Source organism: Pseudomonas entomophila, from assembly GCF_013523125.1.
GTDB lineage: Bacteria > Pseudomonadota > Gammaproteobacteria > Pseudomonadales > Pseudomonadaceae > Aquipseudomonas > Aquipseudomonas entomophila_B.
Window position 1 is genome coordinate 14,685 of sequence record NZ_JAAMQJ010000046.1, and the last position, 20,042, is coordinate 34,726.

Below are 20,042 nucleotides of genomic sequence, written 5' to 3' on the forward strand. Positions count from 1 at the left end.
CTCTGCCAGCGCCTGCCACTGCGCCGCATCGACGGCCTGGCATACCTCAGGCGCGGCTATCGGTGTCCGCCTTGGCGATCATTCGACGCTCATGGTTCGGACGACTCCGTTGACCCACGCTTTTTCGTCGAGCGCCGCGAACGACCGACCAAGGCCTCGGCACGGGCTTCGGCCGCCACCGCACGTTCACGCGCCTCGGCCAAATCCTCGCGCATGGCCTGCAATGCCTCCTGTAGACGGCTGGCATGCTCCCCTGCCTCGGTGGCCTGCCGTTGAGCTTGCATCCACTGCGCGTCCAAGACGTGCCCGTGGCTGCGTGCCGCCTGCAGCTGCTCGCGCGTGTCTGCCAGCGCCCGTTGATGCTTGTCCGCGTCGCCCAGAGCAACGCTGAGTCGACCCTGGACGTCCTTGAGCTGCGCATCCAGGGCTTTGCTTTCCTCTCGGGCCCGATCGATCTCACGGTAGGCGCGATCCTCCACGTCGCGGGTATAGCGTTGCTGTTCGAGACGCGTGTGTTCGGCTTGCTCACGGATCTCCTGCACCTGCTGGTGGACCTCGGCCAGTTGCGCGCGCGATTCGTCACGCTGAGCCTGAAGTTCGTCGCGCTGCCTGCGCAGGTCGTCGATTTGCGCCTGGCGTTGAGCCAGCAACTGCTCCAGATCGACCAGTCGGGTCTCCACACCTCGCTTTGCAGCAACGGCTTCTGCCGCTTGCTGGCGAGCTTGAGCAACGTCCAGACGAGCACGCGCTTCCAGCTCGCCCAAGGCCTCGCGTTCTTCGTCCAGGACTTGGCGCTGGCCGGCCAGGGCCATCTCGGCCACGCCTTGGGCCAGGAGCGTCGATTGTTGCCATACGGCGACAAAGGCCTGCGCCACCTCCGCCGGCAAGCCTGGTAATCGTGTCTCTCCACGCAGGCGCCCGGCCAGCTTTTCCCACCACTGATCGAGCAAGGCGCCCACCCGCGCCGGGCTGCCCCGCCCCAGCTCCAGGCGTACCCGCTCGACCGTCGGACGCTCACCACGCGCCAGCACGGCATCTGCCGCCGCGAAGACGTCCTGTTCCGGTACACCGACTGCCATGTACGACCTCCACTCTGTTAGGCCCGATAATTAAATGTTATCCGACTCTATTTTTGGAATTCTAATAAAAAAATACGTGTAACGTATAAAATAATACACTATCGACGATGTGCGTGCATCTGAGCCGGGAAAGCTGCCAAGGCCCATGGCATAACCTTGTTAACATCGCCTGCTAGAAAAGTGTTTTGGTGGGGATGGACTTGCCACGGTGCATAAGGGCGCAGCGGAGCCGCCTTCTTCGTGGAAGCAGGAGCATTGAGTAGGCAGCATTCGTTGCGCCGGCTTTGGCTGCCTGGCTCATACGCGTCATGGCAGCGCGTGCGCCTGCGATTACCGCTACAGAGAAGCTTGCAGGCCGTCATGGATCGACAGCCTGTCTGCTCTTGCTCAGCGAATGGCACTCGCGCCATTCACATCATCGAGCCCTTCGTTATAGTAGGTCGGATACACACTAGGACGTCTGATCTATCGATCAATCCTGATGAGCGAGATGAGTTTGAGTGATCCAGTAGAGATGTTCCTCTCCAGACCCTTGGTACTGGCGGAATTGGCAGACAGCACCCGCGCCGCAGCCGAGGCATTCATCGCGGCAGGCACCGCAGCCAACACCGTGCGCAGTTACCAGAGCGCCCTCACCTACTGGTCTGCCTGGTTGCAATTGCGCTATCGCCGGTCGCTTGGCGACGGCGCGCTGCCACCGGCGGTCGCCGTGCAATTCATCGTCGACCACCTGGCCAGGCCCCATGCGACCGGCGACTGGACCCACCTGCTGCCACCCACCATCGATGCCGCGCTGGTGGCAGCCAAGGTCAAGGGCAAGCCAGGGCCCTTGTCATTCAATACGGTCAGCCACCGCTTGGCGGTTCTGGCCAAATGGCATCGACTGCAACACTGGGCCAACCCAGGGGAGGCTCCCGAGGTGAGAACCCTGCTGCGCGAAGCGCGCAAGGCTCAGGCGCGCCATGGTGTATTCGTACGCAAGAAAACCGCAGTGGTGCTGGAGCCGCTGCAGGCGATGCTCGCCACTTGCACCGATGGCGTGCGTGGCACGCGCGATCGCGCCCTGCTCTTGCTGGCCTGGAGCGGCGGTGGCCGGCGCCGTTCGGAAATCGTGGGGTTGCGGGTCGAGGACTTGCGCCGTCTGGACGCCGACACCTGGCTATACGTGCTCGGGTCCACCAAGACCGACAGCAGCGGCGTGCGACGGGAAAAGCCGCTGCAAGGCGCGGCCGCACAGGCGCTGAACGCCTGGCTCGCTGCGGCGCCGGCCAGCAACGGCCCACTGTTTCGTCGCCTGTACAAAGGGGGGCGGGTGGCCCCGGCCGGTCTGTCAGGCGACCAGGTCGCGCGCATCGTCAAACGTCGCGCGGCACTGGCAGGCCTTGAAGGCGACTGGGCGGCGCACAGCCTCCGCTCGGGCTTCGTCACCGAGGCAGGACGCCAAGGAGTGCCGCTCGGCGAGGTGATGGCGATGACCGAGCACCGCAGCGTCAGCACCGTGATGGGCTACTTCCAGTCGGGGTCGTTGCTGGGCAGCCGTGCCAGCCAATTATTGAGTACGTCGCCCAAGGACGGTCTTGACGAGACCTAGGGCGACCAATCGAGAACGGCTACCAGAGCGAGCTGCAGTACCAGCACCACAGCGGTTGGTACGCGGACGTCAACGTGCAATCGGTCGCGCGCACGACAGTGGACGACGGCAACACCTTCCCTGCGCCGTCCCGTCTCCACGCACGAAGGGATTTTCGCAAAGGCACTAAACGTTTTGCCGCGCCCCATGCTCAAAGCGCCATACGCCCTACCTTCTTCTCTGGAGTCTGCTCACGTGAGCGATAAAGTCCGTGTCGACAACGCTGCCAGCGCCAACATCAAACAACCGCACAAGGATGTGTTCTTCGCCGCAGTAGAAACGACGCGCATGCCGATGATCGTGACCGACCCGAACCGTTCGGACAACCCGATCATCTTCGCCAACAACGCGTTTCTCGAGATGACCGGGTATGACCTGGACGAGATCCTCGGTGAGAACTGTCGCTTCCTGCAGGGTCCGGACACGGACAGGAACGTGGTCGACGCCGTGCGCGAGGCCGTGGCCAACAAGGTGGACATCGCCACCGAAATCCTCAACTACAAGAAGGATGGATCGAGCTTCTGGAACGCCCTGTTCATCTCGCCGATCTACAACGATAACGGCGAGCTTATCTATTTCTTCGCCTCCCAGCTCGACGTGAGCCGCCGCCGCGATGCCGAAGACGCCCTGCGCCAGGCGCAGAAGATGGAAGCGCTCGGCCAGTTGACCGGCGGCATTGCCCATGACTTCAACAACCTGCTGCAGGTCATGGGCGGCTACCTGGGCCTGATTGGCTCGGCGGTCGACAAGAGCACCATCGATGTCGCTCGGGTCAAGCGCAGCGTCGATCATGCCCGCTCGGCCGTGGACCGTGCCAGTACCCTGACCAAGCAATTGCTGGCCTTTGCCCCGCAAGCAAAGCCTGCAAGGTCGAGTGCTGAACCTCAATCACCTGGTCTGCGACATCGAGCCGCTGATCGAGCGCACCTTTGGCGCGGAAGTGGCCGTAAGCTACGACCTGGAACCCAACCTGCGCAACTGCCGGATCGACCCGACCCAGGCCGAGGTGGCGCTGCTGAACCTGATGATCAATGCGCGGGATGCGCTGATCGGCCGCGAGGCGCCACGCATCCTCATCGAAACCCGCAACATCGCGGTCAAGGACCTGGCCAGCGTGTCCTACGACGGCCTGCTGCCGGGCAACTACGTGAGCATTTCGCTGACCGACAACGGGATCGGCATGTCGGCCGCCATCCGCGACCGGGTCATGGACCCTTTCTTCACCACCAAGGAGGAAGGCAAGGGCTCAGGGCTCGGTCTCTCGATGGTGTACGGATTCGCCAAGCAGTCCGGGGGCGCAGCGCGTATCTACACCGAAGAAGACGTCGGCACCACGCTGCGGTTGTACTTCCCCGTGGACGATGCGGGCGTGACCCAGCAGGACACGGTGCGCGCCGTGGATCGCAAGTCGGGCAGTGAAAAGATCCTCATCGTCGAGGACCGGCCGGATGTCGCCGAACTGGCGAAGATGGTGCTGGAAGACTACGGTTACAGTGCCGACATGGTGCTCAATGCGCGCGAGGCACTCAAGCGCTTCGACACCGGGCACGACTACGATCTGCTGTTCACCGACCTGATCATGCCGGGTGGGATGAACGGCGTGATGCTGGCTCGGGAAGTACGCCGTCGCTACCCGAAGATGAAGATCCTGCTCACGACCGGTTACGCGGAAAACTCGCTGGAGCGCACGGACCTGGGGGGCTCGGAGTTCGACGTGATCTCCAAGCCCTGCATGCCCCATGACCTGGCCCGCAAGGTCAGGCAGGTGCTGGATGGGCCGAACGGCGTCTCTTGAGCCCGCGGGATCGGGGCAGCGCCGTACTGTTCGGCGCTGCTTCGTGGCAAGCGGATCCAATTGTCGGTGCACCCCTCAAGGATCGACGATGCACTGCCGATAAGCCGTGCATGTCCCAGCAGGTAGCGCATCATGTTCAACACTCGACTCAAGGATACGATCGCAGCCCAGGCCGCTGAACTGGCGGAGCTTCGGCAGCTGCGCGAGGGCCTGCAGCGCGAGATGCTGACGCTCAGCATCGACCCGACGCTCACGATCCTGGCATGCAACGAGCACTTCGCCCAGGCCTTGGGTTACCGCCAGGACGAATTGATCGGGCGCTCGATGGAGACCATCGTGCCGACCTACGTCACGAAGCTGCCCTGTTATCACAAGTTTCGTGCCGCGATCGGTGCCCGTCAGTCGATCACCGACGAGTACCGTTACCTGCATGCGGACGGGTCGCTGGTATGGCTGCACGCGCACTGGCAGCCGATCCTGAGCGAGGGCGGCGCGGTGACGCAGATGATCTGCCACGCCACCAACATCACCAAACGCTTGGAAAAGGCGTCGGAAAATGCCTCGTTCATCGATGCCCTGCTGCGCTCCACGGCGGTCATCGAGTTCGACCTCGATGGCAAGGTGGTGAATGCCAACGAGCAGTTTCTTCGGGCCATGGGGTATACGCTGGCTCAGGTGAAGGGCCAGCATCACCGGGTGTTCTGCACGCCTGAAGAATCAGGCGCGCCGGCCTATCAGGCCTTCTGGGAGACGCTCAAGCGCGGCGAGTTCGTCGCCGGGCGCTTCAAGCGCATCGACAGCCAGGGCCATGTGGTCTGGCTCGAGGCGACCTACAACCCGGTCTATGACACCGAAGGCAACCTGTGCAAGATCGTCAAGTTCGCCACGGTGGTGACCGAGCAGGTCGCCCGTGAACTGGAGATCAGCGAAGCGGCGAACACGGCCTTCGGCATCTCGCGCGACACCGACGTCGCCGCGCAGCACGGCGCCGTGGTGGTCAACGACACGGTGCAGACCATGCAGAAGATCGCCGACGACATGCAACTGGCGTCCACCGGTGTCGAGGCCCTGGGGCGTCAATCGCTGCTGATCAATTCGATCATCCAGACCATCGGCAGCATCGCGCAGCAGACCAACCTGCTCGCGCTCAACGCCGCCATCGAGGCCGCCCGCGCTGGCGAGCAAGGCCGCGGGTTCGCCGTGGTGGCCGATGAAGTCCGCCAACTGGCCGGGCGCACCAGTACCGCGACCGAGGAGATCGCCGCCGTCGTGCTGCAGAACGGCAAGCTGGTGGAGAAGACCATGCAGGACATGTCCAACAGCAAGCGCGAGGCCGAACAGGGGCTGGAACTGGCCGGCCAGGCGGGCAAGGTCATCGTGGACATTCGCGAAGCGGCGCGCCGGGTGGTCGATGCGGTCGGGCGCTTCAGCACGCACCTGGGTAGCTGAGTGGACGCGGGTGTGTGCCCTGACGCGCCATCGATCGGGCGATGCCACTGAACGTCTGCCATGAGCCGACCTCTGACACTCATGCAGGGCGAGCGACGCGCTGCCTCATGACTGTTTGGAGGAGAGGCTCACATGAAGATCCTGATGGTGCTCACATCTCACGACCAACTGGGCGATACCGGCAAGAAGACCGGTTTCTGGCTCGAGGAATTCGCAGCGCCCTACTACGCGTTCGTCGATGCCGGTGCCGACATCACCCTGGCGTCGCCCAAGGGCGGTCAACCCCCGCTCGACCCGAAGAGCGACGAGGCCGACGCACAGACGGACGACACCCGTCGTTTCCAAGGTGACGAGCAGGCCAAGCAGGCGTTGGCCAACACTTACCCCCTCGGTGAAGTCGACCCTTACAATTTCGACGCCGTGTTCTATCCCGGCGGCCACGGACCGCTCTGGGACCTGGCCGAGGACAAGGATTCCATCACGCTGCTCGAATCCTTCTACGCCTCCAACAAACCCATCGGTACGGTGTGCCATGCGCCGGGCGTGCTCAAGCACGTGAAGGCGCCGGATGGCCATCCGGTGGTCAAGGGCAAACGCGTCACCGGCTTCAGCAACAGCGAAGAGGACGCCGTGGGCCTGACCGATGTGGTGCCCTTCCTGGTGGAGGATATGCTCAAGGCCAATGGCGGTGACTATTCCAAAGGGGATGACTGGGCCAGCTACGTGGTCGAGGATGGCCATCTGGTCAGCGGGCAGAACCCGGCTTCATCCGCCGCGGCAGCCGAGGCGTTGATCAAGCGACTGAAGAAAGAGCCTGGGATCGAGTGATGGACATCGACTGAGGAGTCGCTGTCGTACAGGGCCTTTTGGTAAGCATGGAATGGGGGCACCAGGTGCCCCCTTTTTGTTGACCTGAGAGTTCTTTAGTAGGGTTTAAGTGTATGGGAGCTGTTTGGTTGAGTTGATATTGGGGTGGTATAAAATACATCGTTGCAGCGCGTCATCGTGCGGTCATGTTCTCGCCGTATCGTCCTGGCACGTCATCTCGTCGGGATCTCCAGCCGTGGCCCAGCGTCGCCTGCTCTACAACGGTCTTCTGCCGCTTCTTCTCCTGCTCTCGTGCACGCTTGTGCTGGTGTTCCTGTGGAGCTCCTACGCCAGCCAGCGCGCCCTGTCTCGCCAGGACGCCTTGGCGGCCAAGGCCGCCGAGTACCTGAACCTGGCCAGCATCGCCGCCGAACACCTTGATCAGACCCTGGCGCGTGCTCGCCTGCTTAGCGTGACCCGGACGGACGAGCACCTGGACCACGACCCTCTTCTTCAACTGATGGCGCTGTACGACCTCGACGGGCGACGCCAGTCCGGTCAGACGCCAAAGGCCCCGGATCCTCTGCCTGCCGCCTGGCTGGACCAGGTACACCGCCAGCTGGCGCTTCAAGGTGCGACACCCCTTCTGCCCACGGTGTCGATGCCATCGCCGTCTCGGCCCTCCACCCTGCCCTTTCTGCTGCCGCGCATCGATGCGGCAGGTCATGCCGATGCGTTGCTTCTGGTGCAGCTCGACGTCGAGGGCGTTGCACGGCTGTTCCGCCATGTCGACCTGGGCCGGACCGGCCTGATACGGCTGCTGCAGGAAGACGGTCAGGAACGCGTGCGGATCGACACGCAGGGCGTGGTCAGTGCCGGACAACGCCTGCTCCCTGATCTTCCGGCCACCCAGGACACGACCGGGCAACTGACGCAGTACACCCAGGACGGCACCTACCAGAGCCTGTTTCGCCGCACGCCCGGGCGCGGCATGAGCGTGGTGGTCAGCCAGCGTCACGATGAAATCCTTGCGGCGCCGACCCAGGCCTACACGCGCCAGTTCTGGTCGAACCTGGGCATCAGCGCGATGATCCTGGCTGGGTTGGCGTGGGCCCTGTTGCTGCTCCACCGCCGCCAGGACGCCTTCCATGCCCTGGAACAGGCCCAGCAGGTCAATCAGCAACTGATCGGGCGGCTCGAGGAAGAACACCGGCGCAGCAGCCATGCGGCCGCCACCGACCACCTCAGCGGCCTGCACAATCGCCGTCAGTTCGTCGACCTGGCACGCCAAGCGCTGGTGCGCCAGCGTGGACAGCGGCGTCTGATGGCGATCCTGTTCATCGACATGGACCGCTTCAAGTCGATCAACGATTCACTCGGGCACAAGGTCGGCGACTTGTTGCTGCAGGCGGTGGCCGGCCGTATCACCCGGTTGCTCGAACCTGGCGACGAAGCTTCGCGGTTCGGCGGTGATGAGTTCGTCGTGCTGCTGGCCGGACACCGCAGCGAGGAGCAGATCACGGCTTGGGTCCGTGCTTTGGTCGACAAGTTGTCGACGACGTATGCGCTGGACGGGCAGGAGGTCAACACCAGCCCCAGTGTCGGTGTCGCCATCTGCCCACGCGACGGGCAGAACATCGACAGCCTGATCCGCCATGCCGACGCCGCCATGTACTCGGCCAAACAGGCCGGGCGTGCCCAGTACCGGTTCTTCGACCCGTCGCTGAACCTGTCGGACATCCAGGCCTTCACCCTTGAACAAGCCCTTGGCCAGGCTGTCACCGAGCGGCAGTTCGTGCTGCATTATCAACCGCAGATCCGCCTCGACACGCTCCAGGTGACCGGCTACGAAGCCTTGGTCCGCTGGCAGCACCCTACCTTCGGGCTGCTCTATCCGGATCGGTTCATCGGGGTGGCCGAACGCAGCGGCTTCATCGTCGCCCTGGGGTGGGAAGTCGTGCGCCTGGCCTGCGAAGCGCTGGCCGACTGGCAGGCCGAAGGGCAGTCCGCGCGCCTGGCCGTGAACGTGTCGGCCATGCAGCTGTGGCAACCCGATTTCAGCGATCGCCTGCTCGAGACCCTGGCGCACTGGCAGGTGTCGCCCGAGCAGCTGGAACTGGAAATCACCGAGACCACCGTGCTGGACCCGGAAGGCACGGCCATGGCGCATCTGCATCGCCTGCGTGCGGCGGGTATCGGCATCAGCCTGGACGACTTCGGTCGCGGCTATGCCGGATTCGCGCACCTGCAGTCGCTGCCCCTGAGCAAGCTCAAGATCGACCGGGCCTTGATTGCGCCACTGTGCAACAGCCACGATGACAGCCCCATCGTCTCATCCACCATCATCCTGGCCAAGCGCTTGGGCCTGGAAGTGGTGGCCGAAGGCGTCGAGACCCGCGAGCAGGTGGTCTGCCTGAAACTGGCAGGCTGCGATGTGGCCCAGGGGTATCACTTCAGCCGGCCGCTGGCGCCGGCGCAGTTGCGCCAGTACCCGCCATTCGCTGGCATGAAGCGCCTGGCCTGCGCGTAGCGGGTCGAGCGCCGGGGATCGGCTGGGCAGGGCGCGCTGGGTTGTTTATCCTGTGCGCTCGTTCCGCCCGACCACCCTGCCCCCATGACTGATATCCAACGCTACGTTCAGGCCGCCACCCGCGACAACACCCGACGCAGCTACCAGGCGGCCGTGGAGCACTTCGAGGTGCATTGGGGTGGTTTTCTGCCGGCGACCGCCGAGAGCATCGCCCGCTACCTGGCCGAGCATGCCGACCGCCTGGCGGTCAGCACCCTGCGTCAGCGCCTGGCCGGCCTGAGCCAATGGCACCAGATCCAGGGCTTCCCTGATCCGACCAAGGCCCCTCTGGTCAAGCAAGTGTTGCGCGGCATTCGCACGTTGCACCCTGCCCCGCCCCGGCAAGCCGCGCCGCTGCTGCTCGAGCACCTGGGTCAAGCCGTCGAGACCTGCGAGCGCGAGGCCGAGCAAGCACGTGAGCACGGTGACTTGGGCGCGCTGCTGCGGGCTCGGCGCGACCAGGCGCTGTTGCTGCTGGGGTTCTGGCGTGGTGCCCGAGGCGATGAACTGGCGCGCCTGCAGGTCGAGCATGTCCAGGCGCAGGCCAGCAGCGGGCTGACGCTGTTCCTGCCCCAGAGCAAGGGCGACCGGCAGGCGCTCGGGGTTCAGCAACGCGTGCCGGCGCTCAAGACGCTCTGCCCCGTACAGGCGTATCTGCGCTGGATCGAGGTAGCCGGCCTGGCGCGGGGGCCGGTGTTTCGCAAGATCGACCGCTGGGGCAACCTGAGCGAGCAGGCGCTCAACAGCAACAGCCTGGTCGGGCTGCTGCGGCGAGTGCTGGAACGGGCCGACGTGCCGGCAGCGCTGTACACCGGGCACTCGTTGCGTCGCGGGTTCGCGACCTGGGCCACGGCCAACGGCTGGGAGCTGAAGGCCCTGATGAGCTATGTCGGCTGGAAAGACGCCAAGTCGGCGTTGCGTTACATTGATGCAGCGCAGAGCTTTGGCGAGCTGGCGGTCTTGCCTGTCGACACTCGGTCCTCCCAGAAACAAGCGTTGGTACAGATCGAAGAGGAATAGGCTGGCGGACTCAGGCATTCATTGGGGTGGTATAAAATCGATATCCTGATTGGGCCATGTGCCGTGCCAGGCGTTTCGAACGCGCAGAGTCGGGCGCGGCGAACGCGGTAAGCGCGATCGCTGCGCGTTGTTCGAGAAAAACAGCACTGCCCGCTGATACAGACCCACACCAGGCTACGGCCCGAGTGAGCGTGCCAGAGGTCACAGCCGGGTCATCACTGCCCGCGATGGGCCGCCAAGCGCCACAGCCGCACGATGTCTCCGGCACGTGCGCACAGCAGGCGCTCGGCCTCGGTGCAGGCCTGTTCCAGGTCCATGGGGCCGCTGGTCAAGGCGAATGCCGCATCGATGCCATGGGCATACAACTGCTCGTACCCCTCCCCCAGCGTGCCGGCGATCACCACCACCGGCACCTGATGGCGCTTGGCGATCCGCGCCACGCCCAAGGGCGTCTTGCCGCGCAAGGTCTGGGCATCGAAGCGCCCTTCCCCGGTGATCACCAGGTCGGCGCCGTCGACCAGCGCCTCGAGCCAGGCCAGCTCGGCCACCACCTCGACCCCGGGACGGAAGCGCGCCGCCATGAAGGCCTTGGCGGCGAAGCCCATGCCCCCCGCTGCGCCACATCCGGGAAACGCGCGCACGTCCTCGCCCAGCAGGTCACGGCAATGGTCGGCGAAATGCCCGAGCGCCTGGTCCAGGGCCTGGACCTGTTCGGGCGTGGCACCTTTCTGCGGGCCGAAGATCGCCGACGCGCCGTGGGGGCCGCACAGAGGGTTATCGACGTCCGCCGCCACCTCGACCTGGACCTCAGCCAGCCGCGGGTCGAGGTCGCTGGCGTCGATTCGCGCCAGCTTCGCCAAGGCCAGGCCGCCCTCTTCCAGGGGCTGTCCGTCGGCATCCAGCAGGCGTAGACCCAGGGCGCGAAGCATGCCGCTGCCGGCATCGTTGGTGGCGCTGCCGCCGATCGCCAGGACGATGCGCTGCGCGCCGGCGGCCAAGGCTGCGGCGATCAGCTCGCCCGTGCCCCATGTGCTGCTGCGGCAGGCGTCACGCTGGCCGGTGGGCACCAGCTGCAAGCCACTGGCCTGGGCCATCTCGATGATCGCGGTGCGGCTCTGCGCCAACCAGCCCCACCCCGCCTCGACGGCCTCGCCCAGGGGCCCACGCACCGTCAGGTGCCGCAGCTCGCCCTGGCTGGCTGCCAGGATGGCCTGCATGGTGCCCTCCCCGCCATCGGCCATGGGACACTCGATGCACTCGGCCTCGGGCCAGGCCTGCTTGATGCCTGCCGCGATGGCCCGGGCGACCCCGGCAGCCTCGAGGCTGTCCTTGAACGAGTCGGGCGCGATGACGATCTTCATGGGTGGCTCCTTATCCAGATGAACCGATGCTGACAGCAAGACCAGAACGACACCTCGGTCGGTTGCACAATGGCTCACCGGGTTGTTTGGGCATCCGCTGTGCTCGGTCGTGTTCAGGCCAGGGGCAGCAGTTGCAAGGCCAGGTACAGGCCGAGCAGGCCTTCGAGCCGGAAGGGATCGACCCCGCACAGTTCGGCGATGCGCTCCAGACGATAGCGCAAGCTGTTGCGGTGAATGCCCAGCGCCTCGGCACAGGCCTGGCTCTGCCCCTCGTGCGCGCACCAGGCACGCAAGGTGCTCAACAATTGACCGCTGGCATCGCGGGCGCTCAACCGACGCAGCGGTTCTAGCACGGCCTCGAGCGCTTCCGTGTCCGGGTGTCGCCACAGCATGGCCGCAATGCGGTAGCGCTGCAGGTCGAGCAGACGCTCGGTCGGCCGGACCTGTCGACCGTAGGCGCTCAGGTCACCGACGCGTTGGTGCCCCTGACGCAGTCGCTCCACGCTGTCCGCCGGCGAGCCGACCGACAACCGCTCCAGGGCCCAGCCATGGCGCGCCAGGCGCCCGAGCAGGCGCTCGTCGTCCACGACCAGGTTCGCCGGTCGACACCACAGCAAGGTGTGCGCACCGGTGCTCAGGCACCAGCTGTCCGGGAAGCGATTGAGCAGCCAGCCGGTGAGGCCCTCGACGTTGGACTCGCTCTCCAGTTCCAGCAGGCAGGGCGTACGCGGCAGCTGGGGCTTGAGGCCGAGCTGGCGGGCTTCGTCGAGCAGCCGAGGCGTATCGCCATGACCGCCCAGCAACAGCGCCAGCACATCGTCGCAGCGTTGCCGTCGCCATTGCTGTTCCTGTTGCTGGTGACGCTGGGCCAGCAGCATTTCAGCGGTCATGCGCACCAGCTCGCCGTAGGTGCGCATGACCGCCGGCTCGCCGGTCAGGCCCAGCACGCCGACCAGCCGGCCGTCGAGCAGCAGCGGCAGGTTCACGCCCGGTTGCACGCCCTTGAGGCAGCGGGACGCCTCGGCATCGAGCTCGACGATGCGCGCGTTGGCCAGCACCAGCTGCGCGCCTTCGTGACGGGTGTTGATGCGCTCGGGCTCGCCACTGCCCAGGATCAGCCCCTGGCTGTCCATGACGTTGACATTGCAGGGCAGAATGGCCATCGCCCGGTCGACGATGTCCTGGGCCAGGTCATGGTCCAGTTCGAACATGATACGGTCCTTGCAGGCAGGCTGGAGACGGGGACGCAGACCGATCCAGCGCCTGGATTGGTCGCTCGCACAGCCAGGGCCATCGGTTGCTGTGCAGCGGCACAAAGACAGCCGCGGCACACTCCCAGAGACTCAAGGGGCGAGCGTCGACGAGCGCCGCAGCGACTCCATAACAAAAGAGAACTCATCATGGCACACAGCCCTGCCGCCGACCAAGGCACCGATCCGTCCCGCGACGCGCTGTACCGGCGCATTACCCTGCGACTGATCCCCTTCATCTTCATCTGCTACCTGTTCAACTACCTGGACCGCGTCAACGTCGGCTTCGCCAAGCTACAGATGCTCGACGCGCTGAAGTTCAGCGAGACCGTCTATGGCCTGGGCGCCGGGATCTTCTTCATCGGCTACGTCGCCTGCGGCCTGCCGAGCAACCTGGCGCTCAACCGCTTCGGGCCGCGGCGCTGGATCGCCCTGATGATGATCACCTGGGGCAGCTTGTCGACCTGCCTGCTGTTCGTCACCACCCCGACCGAGTTCTACGCCTTGCGCCTGCTCACCGGCGCGGCGGAGGCCGGGTTCTTCCCCGGCGTGGTGCTGTACCTCTCGCGCTGGTTCCCGGCGGCCCGCCGTGGCCGGATCATGGCCTTGTTCATGTCGGCGATCCCGGTCTCCGGCCTGCTCGGCGGCCCCTTCTCCGGCTGGATCCTCGAGCACTTCTCCACTGGGCAGCACGGCCTGGCCGGCTGGCAGTGGATGTTCCTGATCCAGGGCCTGCCGACCGTGGCCCTGGGCGTGCTGGCCATCGTGCTGCTCAGCGATGGGCACCGCAGCGCAACCTGGCTGAGCCCGGCACAGCGGGACATGATCGAGGCGGACCTGAACGCCGATGCGGCCCGCCAGCCCGCCCGGCAGGGTGACGGCGTGCTGGCGGTGCTGCGCAACCCGCTGGTGTGGACGTTCGGCTTCGTCTACTTCTGCATCCAGAGCGGCGTGTACGCGATCAACTTCTGGCTGCCCTCGATCATCAAGAACATGGGCTTCGACAGCGCGCTGCTGATCGGCTGGCTGAGCGCGATCCCCTACCTGCTGGCCGGCGTGTTCATGATCCTGGTCGGCCGCTCGGCGGACCTGCGCAACGAGCGTCGCTGGCACCTGGTGGTGCCGATGCTGATGGGCGCGCTGGGCCTGCTGATCGCGGTGAACTTCGCCCAGACCCCGGCCATCGCCATCCTCGGTCTGTCGATCGCCACCATGGGCGCGCTGACCGGCCTGCCGATGTTCTGGCCGATGCCGACCGCCCTGCTGGGCGCCAGCGCGGCCGTCGCCGGGCTGGCGATCATCAACTCCGTGGGCCAGATGGCCGGCTTCCTGAGCCCGTACCTGGTCGGGTTCATCAAGGACCAGACCGGGTCGACCGATGCGGCGCTGTATTCGCTGGCGGGGTTGATCGTGGTGGGGAGTCTGGTGGCGTTGCGGGTGACGCGCAATCGCGCGGCGTAAAACGCCGAGGCTGGCCCGTCGAGCACGGGCCGGATGAGGGGCTGCCCCCTGACCTTTCGACCGGCAAGACAGTGATCAAGGCCCACCTCGGGGAGGTTCAAAGGCCTGTTCACTGTCTCTAGGTAACGCTGTTTTACAAGACCCGCCTCATGTCACACCTTGAATGCATTCGAAGCATGTCGACGCTTGAGGGCATAGCCTTAGCTCATTAAGGTTGTTGGTATTTCAGCCTAAGGATTGCTGGCACGTCTTCATGCCCTTCTCAATCCAGAATCCTCGAAAATTCATCCACCTCGACATGGACGCCTACTTCGTCTCCGTAGAACTGCTCGACGCGCCTCACCTGCGCAGCGCCCCTGTTGCCGTAGGGGGGACGGCCGCCGAACGTGGGGTGATCAGCACTGCCAATTACCTGGCCAGGCAGTTCGGCATCAAGAGCGGCATGGCGACGGCCACCGCGCAGCGGTTGTGCCCGGCGCTGGTCGTGTTACCGGTTCGGTTCGAACGCTACGAAGCGGTCACGCGTCAGCTCGAAGGCCTGCTCAGACGCTATACCGATCGCGTCGAATTCTTTTCGCTGGACGAGGCGTCGCTGGAGGTCACGGGTCAACCGCAGTGCGGTGGCTCGGCGACGCGCATGGCGAGCGCTCTGCGTGCAGAGGTGCAGGCAGAACTGGGGCTGACGGCATCGGCCGGGATCGCGCCGCTCCGGTACCTGGCCAAGATCGCTTCAGAAGTGAACAAGCCCAACGGGCAGTTCGTCATCCGCCCGGCAGACGTGCCGGGCTTTCTGGCAGGCCTGGACATCCGCAAGTTGCCGGGCGTCGGCCCGCAGACCTGGCGCGTGCTCGAGCGATTGGGCTGTCGATACTGCGGTGACCTGACCCTGAGCAAGATCCCGGTGTTGCTGCGCCACCTCGGCGTGCATGGCTATCACCTCTGGATGCTAGGCCAGGGCCATGAGCCAGACACGGAAGTCTCGGGTGATACACGCTCGGTCGGCGTGGAGCATACGTTGCCCGCCGACTGCTCGGACGGCATCGAATGCACACGGAGACTGCTGGCTTTGCTGCCCGCGCTGCGCGAGCGCATTGATACCTTGGCCGAGGGCGAGCAGATCGTGCGCAATCAGGTCAAGCTGAAGTTCGATGACTTCAGCGTGGCGAGCACCGAGGCCAGTGCGACGGAGGTCGATGAGCAGGTGCTCAGAACGCTGCTGCAACGGTTGTGGCAGGGTCGTCGCGCAGGCCGCGCCGTGCGCTTGATCGGTATCGCGGTGAAGGTTCGCAAACCCGACCCGCAGGCCACTCAACTGACTTTCGAATGGTAGGGACTTCGGTCATCACCCGCAGTAGCCGAGCATGTAGTAGCCACTGTCGCGCCGACTTCGGTCGTTCATGACGCACAGTGCGGCGCTTTGGACTCACTCTTTCAGCGTGGTGGCGGACTCCACACGCGAGACCACTACCGATTGCTGGGTATAGAGATCGGTCAGCGCCACCTCCCCCTCGGTGAACTCCGGCGTGATCAGCACCGAACGGATCAGGTGCAGCGTCTGGCCTTCGCGTTCCTGGATGTTGTCGAAGGTCACGACGACCGACTTGTTGCGCCAGTCGGCGATGTCGAAGCCCCCGGCGGTGAGAAACCGGTCGATGTCGCGACGGTCGTTGAAGGCCTTGGCCGGGAGCACCAGCGGTCGCCCCTGCAAGTAGACCTGGTAGAACTGGCGCGTGCTGGCCGGGAAGTTGTGTACCACCACATGCTCGATTCGCCAGTGGTAGACGGTGTTTTCGTACACCACGGTGCGTTCGGTCTGCTGACCGGAGCAGGCGGTGAGCAGCGGCAGCAGCAGGCTGCCGAGCCAGGTCTTGAGGGTGCGCATGGCGGGTCCATTCGGCCGGATCTGCCTACCCTAGGGCGTTGGCGAATCCCGTGCAAGCCTGCTGTGCCGATCGAACGGGTATGTACATGGAGTCAGCAAACCGTCCTTCGCGCGTGTCCTATGGTCTATCAACGACGACCGGACTTCTTTCATGCGCCTCGGCCTCATTTCAGACACCCACGGCCTGCTCCGCCCAGAAGCGCTGGCGGCGCTCGACGGCTGCGACCTCATCCTGCACGCGGGCGACATCGGCAAGGCCGAGATCCTCACCGCGCTATCGGCCCTCGCCCCCGTGCAGGTGGTACGGGGCAACAATGACCAGCAGGCGCCCTGGGCCAGCGACATCGCCGATCACCTGCTGCTGTCGCTCGACGGCATCGAGACCTTGCTGGTGCATGACATCGCCGATGTACCGCCCCTGTTGAGCGACACGACGCGGCTGGTCATCACGGGACACTCGCACAAGCCGCTGTTCCAGTGGCGTGGCGAGCGGCTGTTCATCAACCCCGGCAGCGCGGGCCCGCGGCGGTTCAAACTGCCGGTGACGGTGGCGTTGCTCGAGCTGTCGCAGGTACCGTTGACGCCACAGCGGGTGAATCTGCTGCCTTAGGTATATGCCGTCATCAATGACGTGCTCTGCGTTTTACAACGCTGACAATGAACCAGCACGTAGCTAGGCACTTTCCTAGGAATATTCCGGTGACCCTACACACCCACTCACAGCGCGATGATTGACCTGCGGCGGCGCGTAGAGAACCATTGCCAGTGCTATCTGGCACAGGATGCCTTGCAGCACACCTGGCGCAGAGCGCCTTCCCAGCACGCCAATACATGCCGCAGGAGTTCATGGATGCACTGCCCGACCTCGCTGTTCAGACGACTGTGCAGCCTGTCGTTCATTCTGATCAAAGAACAACTAAAAGAACCCACCGCCCTCTTGTGGTCCATCGTTTCCCCGTGCGCCTTCTACCTCATGCTGCAGTCTTCGACCGCTACCGACGACCTGCCCTTCGATGCGTACCTGCCCAGGGCCGTCTGGTTCCTGGCCTATCTGTCGGCCACCACGGCGTTCTTCGGGATGAGCTTCTACCTGATCGGGCGCCGGGAGAGCGGATTCGTGCGCTCGTTCATCTACACACGGCGCACGATCCTGCTTTTTCTAAGCGCCCACATTGACACCCATGTCGTCGTCAGTCTTTTCTACGCCACTGTGTTCTATGGCGTCACACGCTCGGTCTTCGGGTCGCCGGCATGGCACGAGTACGTCCAGCTCATGTCGGGCTACTTCATCAGCTACCTCGTGTTCGCCAGTGCCGGGCTGCTGGTCTCGTTATTGCCCCTGACCTTCTCCGGCGCGAACACGCTGTTTTCGATCCTCTCGTTCGCGATGCTGACATCGGGTTACGTCGGTGCTCAACAGACCGATTCGGTGACGAACACGGGCCTGACGTACAACCCGCTGATGGTCTGCACGCGCCTGTTCATGGAACCCATCGATCCGTCTGCAGTGGCGGGTGTGCTCGTGCTCTTCGGGGCCTGCGCCTGTGCCACGGCCTTTCTGTTCAGGGTACAACCGGTCTGGAGTCGCTACGCATGACGCTCGTCTCGCTGGACGACCTCACGTTCGCCTACCCCCGTCGCCCGGTGTTCGACAAGGCCTCGATGACCATCGCCCGCCATCACGTCACTGGGATCGTAGGGCCCAATGGCGCCGGCAAGACCACCTTTTTCGACATTCTCTGTGCCCTGCGCACGCCCAAGACGATGAACCTCACCGTTCACGCGCGGGACAGGGTCTACCTGTCCCAGACCGTTTCAGCGCCCGCCTCGCTGAACCTGCGCGATGTGTACGAGCTCATGGCCCATCTGAACGGGCGGACACCGCTGTCCGAACGGGCGTTATCCATGCGCCTGGAGCGGATTTCACCGAGGCTGAGCGCACGCTACAACGACCTCTGGAAAAAACGGCCCGGGCTGTGCAGCTACGGTGAGCTTCGCAGCTTTTTCACGCTGTCGATGCTCATGCTGGATGCGGAGCTGGTCATCCTTGACGAACCGACGGCAGGGGTCGATCCGGAGTTCAGGTATTACCTGTGGCAAGGCGTCAAGCAGGCCTGCCTGGAGGGTGCGAGCGTGATCGTGTCCTCTCACCACATCGATGAGATCGCCACCTACTGCGATCGCTTCTACCTCTTGAACGACCAGCGCTTCGAGGCCTTCGACAGTGGCGAGGCGTTCATGGGCCGGTATGGTGCCACGACCCTCGACGGCGCGTTCATACAGGCGATAGGGGCCCACTCGGGTTGACGGGGGCTCGGCCCAGACCGCACGCAGACACCCATCCCTGCAGCCGCCCCGTATCGGCAGGCGAACCCTGCCCCCCGATCGACTGTCACTTGCTCAAGGAGGCAGATCCACGCACCCTCCTGCCCTCCACTCCCGTCCACGCCAAGGAGGCGTCATGGACCTGCTGTTTCTAGGCACCAGCGCGGGCCTGCCCACCCGCGCCCGCAACGTCAGCGCCACCGCCATCATCGCCTCCAGCGGCAGCGACTGGTACCTGGTCGATTGTGGCGAGGCGACGCAGCACCAGTTGCTGCGTACGCCCTTGTCCCTGCGTGACCTGCGGGCAGTGTTCATCAGCCATGTGCATGGCGACCACTGTTTCGGCCTGCCGGGGTTGCTGGCCAGTGCGGGCACCACGGGGCGTACCGCGCCGCTGGACCTGATCTTGCCCCGGGCGCTGCACGACTGGGTGCGCCTGAGCCTGGCCGTCAGCGAATCGCGGCTGACGTTCGAGCTGCGTCTGCTGGCGGTGGAGGACGCCGAGCCGTGGCAGCACCGCACGGTCCGTGTCGAGACGGTGGTCTTGTCGCACCGTGTGCCCAGCCACGGTTTCGTGTTCACCGAAACCGACCCCAATCCGCGGCTGGACACCGAGCGGCTGATGGCGGACGGCATTGCGCGTGGGCCGCTGTGGGGCGAGATCGCGCGGGGCCAGGGGGTCGAGCATGCCGGGCGCTGGGTGGCACCGGGTCAGTACCTGCGCGAGGCATGGCCTGCGCAGCGGGTGATCGTCTGTGGCGACAACGACACGCCTGAACTGCTGGCCGAGGCGGCAGCGGATGCCGATGTGCTGGTGCACGAAGCGACGTTCACGGAGCCGGTGGTTGCGCGCACGCAGGAAACCTACGGGCACAGCACGGCGGCGGCGGTGGCGCGCTTCGCGGCGCGCGTGGGCGTGCCGAACCTGGTGTTGACGCATTTCAGCGCACGCTACCAGGGCGACGCCCGGCGCAGCCCGTCGATCGAGGATGTGCGGCTGGAGGCACAGCAGCAGTATGACGGGCAGTTGGTCCTGGCGCGGGACCTGCAACGGTATCGGTTGAATCGGGAGAAGGTGCTGGCCCTGGTGGCTCAGCAGGGATGCTGAAGCGCCTGCGCGGCCGCTATCGTCGGCAAGCCGACTCCCACAGAGGGCCAGTCCAAGGGTGAGATCTCGGGGGGGGTTCGCGGCCGTCACCGTCGATAGAGGCCATGACGCCGAAGGTACAGGCGACCTGTGGGAGCCGGCTTGCCGGCGATGGCGGCGGCGTAGTCGGCCTCGCCTCCAGAGGGTGTCAGAAATTTTGTGTTCGGGCATAACATGAGTAAGAGGTGCATGTATGCCAACCAAAAAGAAACCCTTGCGTGACCTGCCCAAAATCCCCAAAGAACTGCTGGAGCAGTTTGGTGAGGG

Annotated in this window: 14 protein-coding genes and 3 pseudogenes; 13 read left to right on the forward strand and 4 right to left on the reverse strand. The window is 64.8% G+C overall.

The window, feature by feature from the left end:
• Nucleotides 1-89: 89 nt before the first annotated feature.
• Nucleotides 90-1,079 (reverse strand): DNA-binding protein, encoded by a 990-nt coding sequence (locus G7007_RS19090; RefSeq protein ID WP_181104276.1) that lies wholly within the window; start codon nt 1,077-1,079, stop codon nt 90-92.
• Between the two features lie 514 nt (nt 1,080-1,593).
• On the opposite strand from G7007_RS19090, the gene G7007_RS19095 reads away from it, so the two are divergent.
• From G7007_RS19095 to G7007_RS19120, 7 genes and pseudogenes are all read left to right on the forward strand, one after another.
• Entirely contained in the window at nt 1,594-2,670 is a 1,077-nt protein-coding gene (locus G7007_RS19095) for a site-specific integrase (protein ID WP_375139508.1), read from the forward strand.
• 186 nt (nt 2,671-2,856) lie between these two features.
• Nucleotides 2,857-4,504: pseudogene (locus tag G7007_RS19100) on the forward strand (hybrid sensor histidine kinase/response regulator).
• A gap of 222 nt (nt 4,505-4,726) precedes the next feature.
• Nucleotides 4,727-5,407: pseudogene (locus G7007_RS22570) on the forward strand (PAS domain-containing protein); the annotation flags it as partial.
• A gap of 111 nt (nt 5,408-5,518) precedes the next feature.
• Nucleotides 5,519-5,953 (forward strand): annotated as a pseudogene (locus G7007_RS22575) (methyl-accepting chemotaxis protein); the annotation flags it as partial.
• A gap of 132 nt (nt 5,954-6,085) precedes the next feature.
• Entirely contained in the window at nt 6,086-6,781 is a 696-nt protein-coding gene (locus G7007_RS19110) for a type 1 glutamine amidotransferase domain-containing protein (RefSeq protein WP_181104281.1), read from the forward strand.
• Nucleotides 6,782-7,016: 235 nt separating this feature from the next.
• Nucleotides 7,017-9,290, forward strand: coding sequence for a putative bifunctional diguanylate cyclase/phosphodiesterase (locus tag G7007_RS19115; RefSeq protein ID WP_181104283.1), 2,274 nt, complete (start codon nt 7,017-7,019; stop codon nt 9,288-9,290).
• An 84-nt stretch (nt 9,291-9,374) separates the two neighbouring features.
• Nucleotides 9,375-10,349, forward strand: a complete 975-nt coding sequence (locus G7007_RS19120; RefSeq protein ID WP_181104284.1) for a site-specific integrase — start codon at nt 9,375-9,377, stop codon at nt 10,347-10,349.
• Between the two features lie 215 nt (nt 10,350-10,564).
• Here the strand turns inward: G7007_RS19120 and G7007_RS19125 are convergent, their stop codons facing one another.
• Nucleotides 10,565-11,710, reverse strand: coding sequence for a glycerate kinase (locus G7007_RS19125; protein WP_181104286.1), 1,146 nt, complete (start codon nt 11,708-11,710; stop codon nt 10,565-10,567).
• A 113-nt stretch (nt 11,711-11,823) separates the two neighbouring features.
• On the reverse strand, nt 11,824-12,921 hold the full coding sequence (locus tag G7007_RS19130) for a sugar diacid recognition domain-containing protein (RefSeq protein WP_181104287.1): 1,098 nt from the start codon (nt 12,919-12,921) through the stop codon (nt 11,824-11,826).
• Nucleotides 12,922-13,110: 189 nt separating this feature from the next.
• Between G7007_RS19130 and G7007_RS19135 the strand changes: the two genes are divergently transcribed.
• Both G7007_RS19135 and dinB read left to right on the forward strand, forming a co-directional pair.
• Entirely contained in the window at nt 13,111-14,421 is a 1,311-nt protein-coding gene (locus tag G7007_RS19135; protein ID WP_181104289.1) for an MFS transporter, read from the forward strand.
• A gap of 253 nt (nt 14,422-14,674) precedes the next feature.
• Nucleotides 14,675-15,751 (forward strand): DNA polymerase IV, encoded by a 1,077-nt coding sequence (dinB, locus tag G7007_RS19140; RefSeq protein WP_181104291.1) that lies wholly within the window; start codon nt 14,675-14,677, stop codon nt 15,749-15,751.
• Between the two features lie 93 nt (nt 15,752-15,844).
• Here dinB and G7007_RS19145 read toward each other — a convergent pair whose 3' ends face one another.
• On the reverse strand, nt 15,845-16,303 hold the full coding sequence (locus G7007_RS19145; RefSeq protein WP_181104293.1) for a hypothetical protein: 459 nt from the start codon (nt 16,301-16,303) through the stop codon (nt 15,845-15,847).
• Nucleotides 16,304-16,454: 151 nt separating this feature from the next.
• Between G7007_RS19145 and G7007_RS19150 the strand changes: the two genes are divergently transcribed.
• The 4 genes from G7007_RS19150 to G7007_RS19165 all read left to right on the forward strand — a co-directional run bounded on the left by G7007_RS19150 (nt 16,455) and on the right by G7007_RS19165 (nt 19,736).
• Complete coding sequence (locus G7007_RS19150; RefSeq protein WP_181104294.1) at nt 16,455-16,913, forward strand: metallophosphoesterase family protein; 459 nt, start codon at nt 16,455-16,457, stop codon at nt 16,911-16,913.
• A gap of 240 nt (nt 16,914-17,153) precedes the next feature.
• Nucleotides 17,154-17,900, forward strand: a complete 747-nt coding sequence (locus G7007_RS19155) for a hypothetical protein (protein ID WP_181104296.1) — start codon at nt 17,154-17,156, stop codon at nt 17,898-17,900.
• Nucleotides 17,897-18,610, forward strand: a complete 714-nt coding sequence (locus G7007_RS19160; protein WP_181104297.1) for an ATP-binding cassette domain-containing protein — start codon at nt 17,897-17,899, stop codon at nt 18,608-18,610. The genes G7007_RS19155 and G7007_RS19160 overlap by 4 nt, the downstream gene beginning before the upstream one ends.
• Before the next feature lie 154 nt (nt 18,611-18,764).
• Entirely contained in the window at nt 18,765-19,736 is a 972-nt protein-coding gene (locus G7007_RS19165) for a ribonuclease Z (RefSeq protein WP_181104300.1), read from the forward strand.
• Nucleotides 19,737-20,042 lie beyond the last annotated feature (306 nt).